The organism is Achromobacter sp. JD-1 (assembly GCF_038594925.1).
GTDB classification, from domain to species: domain Bacteria; phylum Pseudomonadota; class Gammaproteobacteria; order Burkholderiales; family Burkholderiaceae_B; genus Achromobacter; species Achromobacter spanius_C.
Map to the genome: position 1 here is coordinate 165,587 of NZ_JBCGCS010000008.1, position 13,992 is coordinate 179,578.

9 protein-coding genes and 1 other RNA gene are annotated in these 13,992 nt (G+C 66.8%); 2 read left to right on the top strand and 8 right to left on the bottom strand.

The window, feature by feature from the left end; genetic code table 11:
* Positions 1-3: 3 nt before the first annotated feature.
* From recR to WBR68_RS14860, 8 genes are all read right to left on the bottom strand, one after another.
* Positions 4-612: a recombination mediator RecR gene (recR, locus tag WBR68_RS14825; protein WP_050449018.1), complete on the bottom strand. Its 609-nt coding sequence runs from the start codon at positions 610-612 to the stop codon at positions 4-6.
* Between the two features lie 21 nt (positions 613-633).
* Positions 634-960, bottom strand: coding sequence for a YbaB/EbfC family nucleoid-associated protein (locus tag WBR68_RS14830; protein ID WP_006221090.1), 327 nt, complete (start codon positions 958-960; stop codon positions 634-636).
* A gap of 44 nt (positions 961-1,004) precedes the next feature.
* On the bottom strand, positions 1,005-3,416 hold the full coding sequence (gene dnaX / locus WBR68_RS14835) for a DNA polymerase III subunit gamma/tau (RefSeq protein WP_230694612.1): 2,412 nt from the start codon (positions 3,414-3,416) through the stop codon (positions 1,005-1,007).
* A gap of 151 nt (positions 3,417-3,567) precedes the next feature.
* An RNA gene (gene ffs, locus WBR68_RS14840) (signal recognition particle sRNA small type) lies at positions 3,568-3,665 on the bottom strand.
* A 428-nt stretch (positions 3,666-4,093) separates the two neighbouring features.
* A complete protein-coding gene (locus WBR68_RS14845; protein WP_230694613.1) occupies positions 4,094-7,573 on the bottom strand; it encodes a UvrD-helicase domain-containing protein in 3,480 nt (1,159 codons plus the stop codon).
* A 3-nt stretch (positions 7,574-7,576) separates the two neighbouring features.
* Positions 7,577-10,255, bottom strand: a complete 2,679-nt coding sequence (locus WBR68_RS14850; protein WP_230694614.1) for a PD-(D/E)XK nuclease family protein — start codon at positions 10,253-10,255, stop codon at positions 7,577-7,579.
* 21 nt (positions 10,256-10,276) lie between these two features.
* Positions 10,277-10,435 (bottom strand): hypothetical protein, encoded by a 159-nt coding sequence (locus WBR68_RS14855; protein WP_164741288.1) that lies wholly within the window; start codon positions 10,433-10,435, stop codon positions 10,277-10,279.
* A gap of 17 nt (positions 10,436-10,452) precedes the next feature.
* A complete protein-coding gene (locus WBR68_RS14860) occupies positions 10,453-11,664 on the bottom strand; it encodes an MFS transporter (protein WP_050449775.1) in 1,212 nt (403 codons plus the stop codon).
* Positions 11,665-12,035: 371 nt separating this feature from the next.
* On the opposite strand from WBR68_RS14860, the gene WBR68_RS14865 reads away from it, so the two are divergent.
* Together WBR68_RS14865 and actP are read left to right on the top strand one after the other, a co-directional pair.
* Entirely contained in the window at positions 12,036-12,314 is a 279-nt protein-coding gene (locus WBR68_RS14865; RefSeq protein ID WP_050449774.1) for a DUF485 domain-containing protein, read from the top strand.
* Positions 12,311-13,987 carry a cation/acetate symporter ActP gene (gene actP / locus WBR68_RS14870; RefSeq protein ID WP_127185465.1) on the top strand — a complete coding sequence of 559 codons (1,677 nt, stop codon included), beginning with the start codon at positions 12,311-12,313 and terminating at the stop codon, positions 13,985-13,987. The genes WBR68_RS14865 and actP overlap by 4 nt, the downstream gene beginning before the upstream one ends.
* The last annotated feature ends 5 nt before the right edge of the window (positions 13,988-13,992 follow it).

Genomic DNA, 13,992 nt, shown 5'->3' on the forward strand with positions numbered 1-13,992 from the left:
TTGCTATGTGGTCTTGCGCTCCATCAGCGCCCAGGCGATGGTGCCGGCATCCACGTATTCAAGTTCGCTGCCCGCCGGGACGCCACGCGCCAGGCGTGTGACGCGCAGGCCGCGTTCACCCAGCGCTTCGCCCAGGAAGTGGGCGGTGGTTTCGCCTTCGGCGGTGAAGTTGGTGGCCAGGATGACTTCCTGCACCACCCCATCGGTTGCGCGCTTGATGACGCGATCGAAATCCAGTTCACGCGGGCCGATGCCCTCAAGCGGCGCCACCCGGCCCATCAGCACGTAGTACAGGCCACGGTAGCCGTGGCTGGACTCGATCATGTTCTGGTCGGCCGGCGTTTCCACGATGCACAAGAGCGACGGGTCGCGCTTGGGGTTGGCGCAGGTGCCGCAGACCTCGTCTTCGGAAAAGCTGTTGCAACGGGCGCAATGTTTCAAGTCCCGCACCGCGCCGGCCAACGCCCGCCCCAGCATGTCCGCGCCTTGCGGGTCATGCTGCAACAGGTGATAAGCCATGCGCCGGGCTGATCGGACGCCCACGCCGGGCAGGCGCCGCAGCGCCTCGATCAGGGAAACCAGCGGTTCGGGTTCAGGCAGTAAGGGATCCATTGCAGCCCAGGGCAGCCTTGCTTAGAACGGCAGCTTCATGCCCGGGGGCAGCGGCATGCCGGCGGTGACGCCCGCCATCTTTTCCTGCGACGTGGTTTCGGCCTTGCGCAGCGCGTCGTTGAACGCAGCGGCAACCAGGTCTTCCAGCATGTCCTTGTCGTCGCCCAGCAGCGACGGGTCGATCACGACGCGCTTGACGTCGTGGCGGCAGGTCATGGTGACCTTGACCAGGCCGCCGCCCGAGGCGCCTTCGACCAGGATTTCAGCCAGCGCGTCTTGCGCCTTCTTCATGTTTTCCTGCATCTGCTGCGCCTGGCGCATCAGGCCGGCCAGTTGTCCTTTCATCATGATGGATGTTCCTTGAACGAGGGAAATAAGAGATGACCGCCGCGTCAGGCAGCGGCCGGGGGATCAACGTGGCGGATGGAGTCGGGGACGACATGGCCCCCGAAATCGGCCAACAACGCTTGCACGAAGGGATCGACGGCCACCGCATCTTCGGCGGCCTGCTGGCGCGCGGCGCGTTCGGCTTTCGCAACCGCGTGAGCAGTGTCGTCGCCGGTAATGCCGACTTGCACATCCAACCGGATGCCCTGGCCGAAATGTTCGCACAAGACGGTTTGCAAACGCACCCGGCTTTCGCTTTCGGCCAGCGTCTTGACGGCCACGCGCAGCACGATGGCATCGCCCTGCACACCGGCCCATTCGCTTTGCCGCGCCAGTTCGGCCGCCAAGCCGGTGACGGGCAGGCGCGCGGCCAATTCGGGCCAGCCGGCCTGCGTCATGTCAGACATCCGAGCGCGCGAGGCGCGCTTGCGAGACGGCGCTGGAGCTTCGCGACGGGCTGCCGGTGGCGGCGCCACCGACGGCGCGCTGGCCAGCGTTTCAAATTCGTCGTCGTCCGGGTTGGACGTGAAACCGCCCTCCGGCACAAAGCCGCCTTCGGCTTCAAACGGAATTTCTTCGTCAACCCAGGACGGCGGGCCGTCGTCGTCGGCCTCGGCCGGCGCGGTAGCCAGCACGGCAGCAACCGCGGGCGTGACCGCCAGCGCGGCGGAACCTGCGCCCTTGGCGGCGGCGTCGACGGCGGGAGCGGTAGCAGCGGCGGGCGCGACGGCAGCGGCCGCATCGGCGTCAAAGGCAGGCGCGGCGGGAGACAGCTCTGGCGTGGGTTCCGGCGCAGGCGCCAGCATGGATTCGGGCGCAGGCGCTGCCGCCGTTTGCGCGGTAGACGTCGTGCCAGCCGGAAGGTCTTCCCACGGCGGCACGCTGTCTGGCGCGGGCGTCACTGCCGTTGCGGCAGTGGCCGGTTGCGGCGCGGCTTGAGACGCGGCTTGCGGTGCGGCTTGGGCCGTAACTTGTGGCGTCGGCACGACGGGTGCGGAAACCGCCTGGACAGGTTCGGAAACCGGCGCGGCGGACGCGACCGCTGCCTGCGGCGCGGGTTCGTCCACTGCGGCAGGCGCGGGCGCAGCCGTGGGGGTGGTCACCGGGGATGCTGCGGGAGCAGCTGCGGGTTCAACCACTGGCTCAGCCACGGAAGCAACAACATCAGCAACAACGGGCGCAACCCTTGGCGCGCTGACGGCTGCGGCGGCTGGCGCAACAACAGGCGCAACCTCGGCCGCCGCAACAACCGCTTCGGGCGCGGAAGCCGCAGCCGGTTCCGCCGTCTGGCGGGCGGGAGTAGCAGGCGCTTCCAAGGCGGTCTGCGGACCGGCGTCGCCATTGAGCGCCAGCATGCGCAGGCAGGCCATGATGAAGCCCGCGTATTCATCCGGCGACAGCGTCAGTTCGCTGCGGCTATGCACGGCCACTGAATAGAACAACTGGACCGCGTCGGGATGCAGGCTAAGTGCCAGCCGCGCAATGTCGGCGGCCAGCGGGTCTTCGGCAGCCGTGACGCCCTTGACGCGCTGTTCGATCGCCACGCGCGACAGCAGCACGGCCAGATCAGCCAGCGCCCCCGCGTACGACAGCCCGCGTATGGCCAGCTCATCCGCCACGGCCACCACGCTTTTGGCGTCGCCCGCCGACAGGGCGTCAAGCAGACGCACCAGGTGGCGCTGGTCGATGGTGCCGAGCATGCCGCGCACGGCGTCCTCGGTCATGTTGCCGGCGCTATAGGCAATGGCTTGATCGGTCAGGGACAATGCGTCGCGCATCGAACCCTGGGCGGCCTGGCCAATCAGGCGCAAGGCCGGCACTTCAAAGGCGACCTCTTCCTGGCCCAGCACCGCTTGCAGGTGCCCGACGATGGAGTCGGCCGGCATCTGCTTCAAGTTGAATTGCAGGCAGCGCGACAGCACCGTGACCGGGATCTTTTGCGGATCGGTGGTGGCCAGGATGAATTTGACGTGGGGGGGCGGTTCTTCCAGGGTCTTCAACATGGCGTTGAAGGCATGGCCGGTGAGCATGTGCACTTCGTCGATCATGTAGACCTTGAAGCGCCCCGCGCCCGGCGAGTACACCGCCTGTTCGAGCAACTGCGTCATTTCCTCGACGCCGCGGTTCGAGGCCGCATCCAGCTCCAGGTAGTCAACAAAGCGCCCGGCGTCGATTTCCGTACAAGCGCGGCAAACGCCGCAAGGCTTGGACGTGATGCCGGTTTCACAGTTGAGCGACTTGGCCAGAATGCGGGACAAGGTGGTCTTGCCCACGCCCCGCGTGCCGGTGAACAACCAGGCATGGTGCAGGCGTTGGGAGTCGAGCGCATGAGTCAGCGCGCGGACCACGTGATCCTGTCCCACGAGGGTATCGAACGATCTCGGCCGCCACTTGCGGGCCAGTACCAGATAAGTCATGGCTGGATTGTAGAGCCTGTTTCGCGTGCTGGCTGAAATGCAAAGGGGACGGGCTTATTCCCGTGGAACGAATCCCTGGAAAATAACCCCGTCCCCCTTGAAAGCGAAGGGCCATGAACTGAAATCATGACCCTTTGCTTTGAAGAATCCGGTTGGCGAGCCTTACTCCGGCACTGACCCTAAACGACTATGGCTGCTTCGTTCCCGACCTGACCAGGTTCACCGTCGAACCATGCGGAGGGGCCCGCCAACCGGAATTCTAGCAGAGCTGCGCTTCGCTTGCTTGCAGCCTTCCGGTTGGCGGGCCCCTGTGGGGCGGTATGTTGCCCCCTCCCCGGCCCTCCCCCCGAGGGGGAGGGGGTGATGGCTTTGCTTCGCTTGCCATTTTTGGCTCGCTTCGCTTTGCCTTGCTTGTGCACGCTCGCTTCGCTTTGCTCGGCTTTCTGCGGCTCGCTTCGCTTTGCCCGGTTCTTTGTCGCCGTTCGATTGGTCGGGCTCTCTGTGGCTCGCTTCGCTTTGCCCGACGCTTTGCCGCCATTCAATTGGCGGGACTCTTGGCGGCGCACTCTTTCGTAGGATGGGTGAAGCGCGGGTTGGCCGTCAGAAGAAAATTGATCGTCTACGCGCGCAACCCATCTCCCGCATACTTCACACCACCCTCACATCCACCACACCCCTCACCCCTGCAAATCAATCCACGCCTTCGCCCTGGGAAAATACAACGCGGCCTTGGCCTTGCGGCCGTCCAGCGATGTGACCTGCGCGCAATACCGCAGCAACTGATCGCCGTGCCTTTGACGCATCCTTGCCGCAAACACCGCCGAAGGTTCCCCCGGATGGGGGCGGCCGGTTTTGTAGTCGACGATCAGCCAGCCGTCTTCGGTGCTTAGCGCCAGGTCGATCACCGATACCCTGCCGGCGGCGTCGATCAGCGGCCATTCGCGGCGGGCGCCGGATTGGGATAGCAGCCACAGGCCGCGTTCGTCCGCCAACGTGGCTTGCAGCGTTTCCAGGACGGCCTCGGCGGCGGCGTCGGCCTGGCTGGCGGGGATGCCGGCGCGGGTCAACTGGCGGCGCATGGCGGGAAGGCGGTCGGCCAGGGCGTTGGCAGGCCAGGCGTGGACGCCGTCTTGGCCGATGCGGGCAAGCCAGGCGTGCGCCAGCGTGCCGATGGCGGCGTCGTAGCCGGCTTCAAGTTGCCAGGCGGGATGTTCGCTGCCGTCACCCCAGGCGCCGCGTTCCGCTGCGCCAAAGCCGGGGCTGATGACGACATTGGACAGCCGCGCCAATTGCGCCAGACCGTCACCGGCCACGCGGCGCAGCGGCTCGCCTTGCCATTCGGGGCCGTCCACCGCGTCGGACTCCGCCTCGTTCTCCTGCACCGGAGGCACGGGCGCGGCCAGGCACGGCCATAGACGGCCCAGCAAACTGGCGGACGGCGGAGTCTTGGCTTGGCCCGTGGCCTCGTCGACCGCGACATGGCCCACCAGATGCAGGCGCTTGCGCGCCCGGGTCGCCGCTACGTACAACAAACGATCAATTTCGTAGGACGCGCGACGGGCCTCGCGGGCACCTAGATAGCGTGAGATCGGGTCAGCCTCGACCTCGGCACGCGGCTTGACCGGGCCGAACAGCACCCGGCCGCCGCTTTGTTCAAACCGCACCAGTGGCGCCTGATCCCCTCGGGGCGCGCGGTGCAAGCCATACAGGATGACCGTTTCAAATTGCAGTCCCTTGGACTTGTGCATGGTCATGATTTCGACCGCGCCGTCATCCTCGTCCGCCGCATCAGGCGCGGCGAACAGGCGCGAGATGCCGGCGTCCAGCGCTGCCGGATCAATGCCGCCGTGCGGCGCCAGCCGCTCCAGCAACTGGAACAGGCTTTCGGCGTCGTTGGACACCGACAGGCCAGCGTACAGCGCCGGGCCGCCCAGACGCCGCCATAAGGACTCGACCCAGGCCGCGAAGGGCATTGCGCCGGAGGCATTGCGCTTGTCCAGCAAAATGGCGGCCACCTGACGCAGGCGTTCGAACTCGTCGGCGCTCAACACCGCTTGCGCGGCGGGAGATTCCAGCGCTTCGCTTGCTTCGGACGCCGCTGGCGCCGCGTCGAACAAGGAACCCTGCGGCTCGGCACTGTTGGCCTGGGGCACAACCACCGGCGCCGTTGGCGGCGTCATGCGCAGCGCGCGCTCCAGCAGCACGGGAACGGGCGTGATGTGGTCGTCGCCAAAAAGACGCTGTAGCGACGTCAGCGTCAAGCCGCAGTACGGCGCGCGCAAGACCGACAGCCACGCCAGCCGGTCGGCCGGATGCGACAGCGCGCGCACCAATTGCACCAGATCGGCCACCACCGGACGCAAGGCCAGCGGCACCAGGTCCACGGCGCGGCAGCGGATGCCTTCCTGCGCAAGTCGCCGCGTCAGGTTGCCCAAATGGCTGCGCGCGCGCACCAGCACCGCCACCGGGTGCTTGGCGCCCTTGTGGTCGACCAAGGCCTGGCGCACCAGGCCCAGCGCGATTTCCTCGGCCTGTTCTTCCGCCGGTGTTCCACCTGCGCGCGACCAGGCGGGATGAAAGCGCACCGCCGCTTCAGGCAGCGCCTCGTGGAATGCCGTGGACGGGCTGTAGGCGATGGCGCCCGCGGCGGCGTCGCTGCGCTTGGGCAGCAGGCCCGCGAACGACTGGTTCACCCATTCCACGATGCCCGCCTGCGAGCGGAAATTGTCGGTCAGATTCAGGAAGTCGGGCGTCAATTCGCCCACGCCGATGTCGGCCACTTCCAGGAACAGGCCCACCTCCGCCTTGCGGAAGCGGTAGATGGATTGCATCGGATCGCCCACCAGGAACAGGCTGCGGCCATCGCCCGCCTGCCAGCCCGACGTCAAGGTGCGCAACAGGTCAAGCTGCGTCTGGCTGGTGTCCTGGAATTCGTCGATCAGCAGGTGGCGGATCGACGCGTCCAGTTTCAGCAGCAGTTCACCCGGGTCGTCTGCGCTACCCAGAGCGGCGGCCGCGCGTTGCGCGATTTCAATGAAGTCCACCTCGCCCTGGTCGGCGAAGCGCAGGCGCAGTTGCGCCACGGCCAACGCCAGAGTCATCAACTGCGCGCCCAGCACTTCCCATTGCGCGTCCGTGAAATGCGGGTTGGGGATGTCGCGCACAGCATGCAGGCGGCGCACCCAGGCGGCCTTGTCGTCCGCGGCTTCCAGCCACGCGACAAAGGGTTCCTTGTGCGCGCATTTGGCCGGAAAGCCCAGGTTTTTGTTGACGGTCTTGCGCAGGCTGCCGGTGCCCGTCAGCAGCAGATGGGCCACGGCGCGCCACTGGTCCAGCATGTCCGCATCGGGCGGCAGCTCTTCCGTCCAGTCCAACAGCGCCAGCAGCTTGTTGTCGTCTTCGCCGTCTTGCAAATGAGCCGCGGCCAACCGGGCCGGGCCGCACAGCGCGTCGGCCCAACCATAAGGCATGGCCTCGCAAAGCGCGTCCAGGTCTTCGCCGATGGCTTCGGCCAGCATGGCTTGCATGCGGGCGCGATCGGAACCGTGGCGCAGCAGCGGCAGCCATTGGTCGCGCTGGCCCAGCATGTCGGCGATGGCGTCCTTGGCAGCCTGCACATCTACATCCAGATGCTGCAACAGAATGCGCACGGCGTCGTAGTCGTCGGCCAGGTCCAGCGTGGCGCGAGCCGCCGCTTCGTAATGGGCGCGCGCATCGTCGGTGATGTCGGGCATGCCGCCCAGTTCAGACAGCCACGGCATGCTGCGCACCAGCCCCGCGCAGAACGAGTCGATGGTGCGGATGGCCAGGCGCGCCGGGTGGTCCAGCAGATGCCAGCCTTGCTCGGCGTTGCGAGCCAGCGCGGCGCGCGCCAGTTCCCAACTGCGGCGTTCATGCATGGCCTCGGGCGGCCCATCCAGCCCGCGCCGCAGCTTGCTCAACACGCGCGCATGCATTTCGGACGCAGCCTTGCGGGTGAAGGTGATGGCGACGATTTCCTCGGGCCGGTTCACGGTGGCCAGCAAGGCCAGGATGCGGTCGGTCAGCAGCTCGGTCTTGCCGGAGCCGGCCGGGGCTTGCACCAGGAATGAGCGGGTGGGGTCCAGCGCGTCGGTGCGCGCGGCGTGGTCCTGTGGCAGGCGTTCTGTGTCGGCCATGGCTCAGGCGTCCTCGTCGTCAAGATGCAGACGCAAGAACGGCAATGCATCGCAGTATTTCAGGTCGTCACGGCGGTAGGCCACATTGCTGGCCACGCCCGCCACGTATTCATCGGCCAGCGCTTCGATCGCCACGCGCCAACGCTGCCGGATTTCCGGCCAGGTCAGGCCGTCGAAGAACTTGCTGTCGCTGGCCAAGGTAACGCCGGGCACGCCCAGGTCTTCGTCGGCCAGGCCTTGCGCGGCCACCTGGCGCGCATGGATCTGCGCCAGCACCAGGCCCGCTACCTCGCCGCCCGCGGCATCCGCCAGCACCGACGCATAGAACGGCAACTGCACGTTCACGGGACGGCTGCGCGACCAATCGGGTTCGGGCTTGGCGGCGGCCACGCCGGTCTTGTAGTCGACGATGACGTTGCGGCCATCGGCCAGGCTGTCGATGCGGTCCAGGCGCAGCTTCAGGGTCAACGCGCCCCGCTGCCACTGATGGCTCTTTTCGACCTGGGCAACAGCGAACGGCAAACGCTGCGCCTCCATGTGCAGCCACGACGCCAGCACCGTCTGCGCGCGCTGGCATTCCAGCGCTTTCAATGCGGGCGCATAGTCCTTGAGTTCTTCCTCGGCGGCCTGGGCCACGGCTTGTTCCACCAAGGCGGCCAGCCGCTGGGTGGCGATGACGTCGTGCAGCGTGTCCTGGTCGGGCATCATGCCCCACACCAATTCCAGCGCCTTGTGCAGGAACTGGCCGCGCACGTTCACCGTGGCGCTATCGGCATAAGGCGCCAACTCGCGCCCACCCAGGCGGTGCCGCACGAAGGCCCAAAGCGGATTGCGCGCCTGCGTGTCCAGCACGTCCAGCCCGCCACCGCCCCGGTTGCCCGCCGCCAAGGGCGGACCCTGCCTGTCGTCCAATGATTCCTGCGGCAGCGCCGCGGTGGCTTCAGCCTGCGGCGGCGTCCAATCGGTCAAGGCGGCGCCGGCAATCAACGGCGATGGCCGCAGCTCGCGTTCGCCTTCCATATGGGCATGGCTGACGATGATGTCGGGCGCGCAGCGGCACAACGCGGCATACATGCCTTCGGCCCATTCGCGTTCGCGTTCCGGCGTGGCGCGCGGGGCCTTGGCCTGGCGCAGCACGGCCAAGGGCAACAAGGGGTTGGGCTTGGGCGACGCGGGCAGCACGTCATCGGTCAGCCCCAGCATCCACACGCCGTCCCAGTAGCCGCCTTCGGCCTCCAGCAAGCCCAGCACGTCCAAGCGCGCGGTGGGATCGCGCTGCGGCTGGAACGAGGCCGATCGCGCCACGCTTTGCAGCAGGTTGACCGCCGCCACGCCGCCCAGCCGGCCGGCAGCTGGCGCCAGCGCCGAAAAGCTGCTCAGCGCATCGCCCAAGGCGCCCATGACCTGATACGCCACGCTGTCCAGCGCGCCTTCACCCGGAAAGCCCAGCGCCGTCAACGCCGCCTTCATGCGCAGCATCCAGACGTCGCACGTGGCCTGGCGGCCGCCCTGGGTCCAGATGTCCAAGGCCTGGTTCCAGGCCTGCGCCAAGGCGGGCGTGTCGGCCAGCAGCTTCTTCCAATCGTTCGGGCTGACGCGCTGCACGGCCTGACGGCGCCAACGCGCGTCGATGGCGGCCAGGCGCGCGCGGTCGCGCACGTCGCCCGCGCAATGCCCGGCCAGTAGCGCCGCGCCCAGCACGTCCACGCCGCAGCCCTTGCCGCCCGCGCATTCGGCCAACGCGCGCAGCCACGCCAACGCGGCGCGCGCCATCGGCCAGTCATTCAGCGGCCGGCCCACGGCCACGTTGAAAGCATGAGCGGGCGCACCGTCGCGGCCGGCCAAAGCCTGGCTCAAGACACGCCGCGCAAACGGGGATTCGGCTTCCAACTGCGGCGACACGATGGCAAACCGCCCCTGCGGATGCGCCCGCAACTGGCTGGCGGCCCAAGCCGCCGCCGCGCGCCATTCCGCGCCCTGATCCGCGGCTTCGAAGCGGCGGGCCACGGTTTCAACGCGCTGTTCATCGCGCCATTGCGCCACCTGGCAGCCCTGATCTTCAAAGGCGCGCAGCAGACGGCGAAAGCGTGGCGATACGTCGGTGAAGCCAGCCAGCACCAGTTGCCGGGGAATAGGCAAGCGCCCGTCTTCCAAGGCGCGCAGCACACGCGCGTAGCCCTGGTTGGCGTCCTCGGCATCGATACCCGCCAACACTTGCCGGTAGCGCACGCGCCACTTGGCAAAGCCGCGATATTCGTCGGTATCGGCGCCCGAGGGCACCTGCAAGTCCCATTCGTCCATCAACAGGTCGGCATCCATGGACAGCTTGGCTGCCTGGCTGGCGTCCAGCAGCACGCGCTCGGCTTCTTCGGCGCGGATGGCTTCGGTCCAGACCAATTGCGTAGCGAAACTGTCCAGCCGGTAGGCGGGCACGTCTTCGTCGGCTTCAAACGCCAGTTCGTTGGCGGATTCGGCAAGCCAGGCGGACAGGGGTAGGATGCGCGGCAGCTCGCTGACCTGGCGTTCCTGGCGCAACAAGCCGGCCAGTTCCAGCGTCAGCCGGCGCGACAGGCGGTTGTTCACCGTCAGCACCAGCGTGTGGGCGGCGGGCATGGCGCCGATGTCCGGCAGGGACAGCAAGGATGAGGAAAGCAAGGGAGGGGAAAACGGCGCGTCCTGCATGGGCATCCGAAAAAGAAGCGGCTAGAAGCCGCACAGGGCGGCCAGGTTTTCCCAATGCAGCTGCATGTCGGGCGTGGTGTAGCCCCAGAACGCCAAGCCCAGCACCACCGCCAGCGCCAACACGCCCACGGCGCGCCAGCCTCGATGGCGGCGGACGGCAGGGTTGTTGGCGTGCGGCATGGTCAGGGTTCCAGATATCAGGTGGCCACGGGTCGGGGTTCGGCGACATTCACCGGTTGCTCGCGCACCGGCAGGCATAGCAGCGCGGCAATGACGGCAAGCGCCAAGCCCAGCCACCAGACCATATCGTAATTGCCGGTCTTGGCGTAAGCATACCCGCCCAGCCAGACACCAATGAAGCTGCCCAACTGGTGCCCCAGGAAGACAATGCCCGACAGCGTGGCGGCGTAGCGCAGACCGTAGATTTGCCCGATCAGCCCTTGCGTGAGCGGCACGGTGCCCAGCCAGAACAAGCCCATCCACGCCGCGAACGCATACAGCACCCAGGCCGACAGCGGCATCGCCAACAGCAGCACGATGCCGAAGGCGCGCATGAAATACACCAGGGCCAACAGGCGCTTCTTGCTGTATTTGCCGCCCAGCTTGCCGGCATAGAAAGAGCCCACCACATTGAACAGGCCAATCAGCGCCACCGCGGTCGCGCCCTGCCCGGCCGTCAAGCCGCCGTCGGTCACGTAGGCGGGCAAGTGCAGCGTGATGAAGGCAGTGTGAAAGCCACAGACGAAGTAGCTCAGGAACAGGAAATGGAACGAGGGGTGGCGCACGGCCTGGCGCACGGCGGCGGCCAGCGACTGCTGCGGCCCGGACTGCGCTTGCGGGCGGCCGCGCAGGAAGTACGCCAGCGGCGCGGCGCAAGCCACGAACAGCGACAACACCCACAAGGCGCCCGGCCAGTCCATGCCCGTGATCAGCGCCTGCCCGGTCGGCACCACCGCGAACTGGCCCAACGAGCCGCCCGCGCTGGCGATGCCCATGGCCGTGCTGCGGTAGGCAGGCGGCACCGCGCGCGCCACCACCGGCAAGATCACTGGGAACGTGGTGCCCGCCTGGCCCAGCCCGACCAGGACGCCCGCCGTCAGGTACAGCGTGGTTTCGTCGGTGGCGAAACGGGTGCCGATCATGCCCAACATGTAGAGCACCGCGCCCAGCGCGATCGTGCGGCCGGAGCCGTAGCGGTCGGCCAGCATGCCCATGAAGATACAGGCCACGCCCCAGACCAGGTTCTGCAGCGCGAACGCCATCGAGAACACGTCGCGCCCCCAGCCGTGGGCCAGGCCCATCGGCTGCATGAAGAGGCCAAAAGTGGCGCGCACGCCCATGGCAAGCAGCACCACCAAAGTACCCAGGATGAGGGTGCGCGTGGAAATCGTATCGGTTTGGCTAGACATGAAACCCGTGTCTGGTTGTTGTTTGGGTTTGCGTCCCCTCCTCGGGACCCGGCCAACATCATATACAAGTCGGCGCCTTGGCGACGGTAATAGCCCTGCTGACGAATCGCGCATTGCGCCGCCTTGTCACTAGGGCCTACCCCTTACGACTAAGGTCGTGTGTTCGGGTACGTGATGCGTCTCTATATTGGGCAGAGGCCCGCGAGGCATCGCCAAACGAGCCGATCCGGCTGCGCTGACGGCGCCCGGCAATAACAACAAGGAGCCCTATCGTGCCCACCCCCAAACACGTGCCTTCACCCCACGTGACCTCCCCCCGAGTGCCCCCCTCCCCCCTAGTACCCGAACCCGAAAGCAGAGTCGCCGCCGTCATGCGGCATCCCAAATACCAGGAACTGCTACGCCGCCGCAGCCGCGCCAGTTTGTTGTTCTTTGCCATCACGGGAGTGATCTACGCCGGCTTCATCCTGACGCTGGCGTTTGACCCCGTGTTTTTCGGCAGCCCCGTGCCGGGCATGACGATGAGCATCGGCGTGCTGACCGGCACGCTGGTCGTGTGCAGCGCCGTGGTGCTGATTTCCGCTTACGTGCATATCTCCAATTCCGTGTTCGACCCGCTGCTGGCCGCCATCATCAAGGACGTGTCATGAAAAACAAGAAATTCGGCGCCGCATTGATCTTCATCCTGGGCTGCGGGCTGGCGGGCGCGGCGCGCGCCGCTACCGGCGGGCAGGCAAGCATGTCCGCCATCGTGATGTTCCTGGCGTTCATCGCCGGCACCATGGGCATCACCTACTGGGCCGCCAAGCGCACCCGCACCACGTCCGACTTCTACACGGCGGGCGGCGGGCTGTCGGGCTTTCAGAACGGCCTGGCCATTGCGGGCGACTACCTGTCGGCCGCGTCGTTCCTGGGCATTGCGGGCATGGTCTATGTCAGCGGTTTCGACGGCATGATCTACGCCATCGGCTTTCTGTTCGGCTGGCCCGTGGTCATGTTCCTGATCGCCGAACGGCTGCGCAACCTGGGGCGCTACAACTTCGCCGACGTCACCTCGTTTCGCCTGGCACAGACGCCGATGCGCGTGCTGGCGGCCAGCGCGTCGCTGCTGATCATCGCGCTGTACCTGATTGCGCAGATGGTGGGCGCGGGCAAGCTCATCGTGCTGCTGTTCGGGCTGGACTACAACGTTGCCGTGGTGATCGTCGGGTCGCTGATGATGATCTACGTGGCCTTCGGCGGCATGACCGCCACCACCTGGGTGCAGATCATCAAGGCGGTGCTGATGCTGCTGGGCGCCACGCTGATGACGGTGCTGGTGATGGCCGCGTTCAACTACAGCCCCGATGCCTTGCTGGCGGAGGCCACGCGCGTGCACCCATCCGGCATGGAACTGCTGGCGCCGGGCGCGCAGGTCAGCAGCAACCCCTTGAACGCCTTGTCGCTGGGTATTGCGTTGGCGTTCGGCACCGCCGGGCTGCCGCACATCCTGATGCGATTCTTCACGGTGTCCAACGCCAAGGAAGCGCGCAAGTCGGTCATCTACGCCAGTTCGTTCATCGGCTACTTCTACCTGCTTACCTTCATCATCGGCTTTGGCGCGGTGGCGCTGCTGGTGCGCCATCCCGAGTATTACCTGACGGGCGCGGACGGCCAGTTCGACATGCTGAAAAGCCTGATCGGCGGCACCAACATGGTGGCCGTGCACCTGGCCAATGCAGTGGGCGGCAACCTGCTGCTGGGCTTCCTGGCGGCCGTTACCTTCGCCACCATCGTCGCGGTGGTGGCGGGCCTGGCGCTGGCGGGCGCGGCGGCCATTTCGCATGACCTCTACGCCAACGTCATCGCGCGGGGCCGCGCCACCGAAGCCCAGCAGATGCGCATCTCTCGGTTGTCCACCATTGCGCTGGGCGTCATGGCCATCCTGCTGGGCATCGTGTTTGAAAACCAGAACGTGGCGTTCATGGTGGGCCTGGCATTCGCGATTGCGGCCAGCGCCAACTTCCCGGTGCTGGTGCTGTCGATTTCCTGGCGCGGCTGCACCACGCTGGGCGCCACCATCGGCGGCTTTCTCGGGCTGGCCTCAGCCACGATCTGGGTGGTGCTGAGCGACACGGTATGGGTGGATGTGTTTGGCTTTGCCACGCCCATCACGCCGTTTCCCAACCCGGGCATCCTGTCCATTCCGCTGGCCTTTTTTTCGATCTGGCTGTTCTCCACGCTGGACAACAGTGCCAGGGCGCGGGAAGAAGCCCTGGCCTTCGACGCCTTGACCGTCCGCAGCCAGACGGGCATAGGCGCCACCACCGCAGTCGCCCATTAACCGCA

Coding starts and splice junctions, on each gene's coding strand:
- recR (WP_050449018.1), bottom strand. CDS start 612: ATGGATCCCTTACTGCCTGAACCCGAACCGCTGGTTTCCCTGATCGAG.
- WBR68_RS14830 (WP_006221090.1), bottom strand. CDS start 960: ATGATGAAAGGACAACTGGCCGGCCTGATGCGCCAGGCGCAGCAGATG.
- dnaX (WP_230694612.1), bottom strand. CDS start 3,416: ATGACTTATCTGGTACTGGCCCGCAAGTGGCGGCCGAGATCGTTCGAT.
- WBR68_RS14845 (WP_230694613.1), bottom strand. CDS start 7,573: ATGGCCGACACAGAACGCCTGCCACAGGACCACGCCGCGCGCACCGAC.
- WBR68_RS14850 (WP_230694614.1), bottom strand. CDS start 10,255: ATGCAGGACGCGCCGTTTTCCCCTCCCTTGCTTTCCTCATCCTTGCTG.
- WBR68_RS14855 (WP_164741288.1), bottom strand. CDS start 10,435: ATGCCGCACGCCAACAACCCTGCCGTCCGCCGCCATCGAGGCTGGCGC.
- WBR68_RS14860 (WP_050449775.1), bottom strand. CDS start 11,664: ATGTCTAGCCAAACCGATACGATTTCCACGCGCACCCTCATCCTGGGT.
- WBR68_RS14865 (WP_050449774.1), top strand. CDS start 12,036: ATGCGGCATCCCAAATACCAGGAACTGCTACGCCGCCGCAGCCGCGCC.
- actP (WP_127185465.1), top strand. CDS start 12,311: ATGAAAAACAAGAAATTCGGCGCCGCATTGATCTTCATCCTGGGCTGC.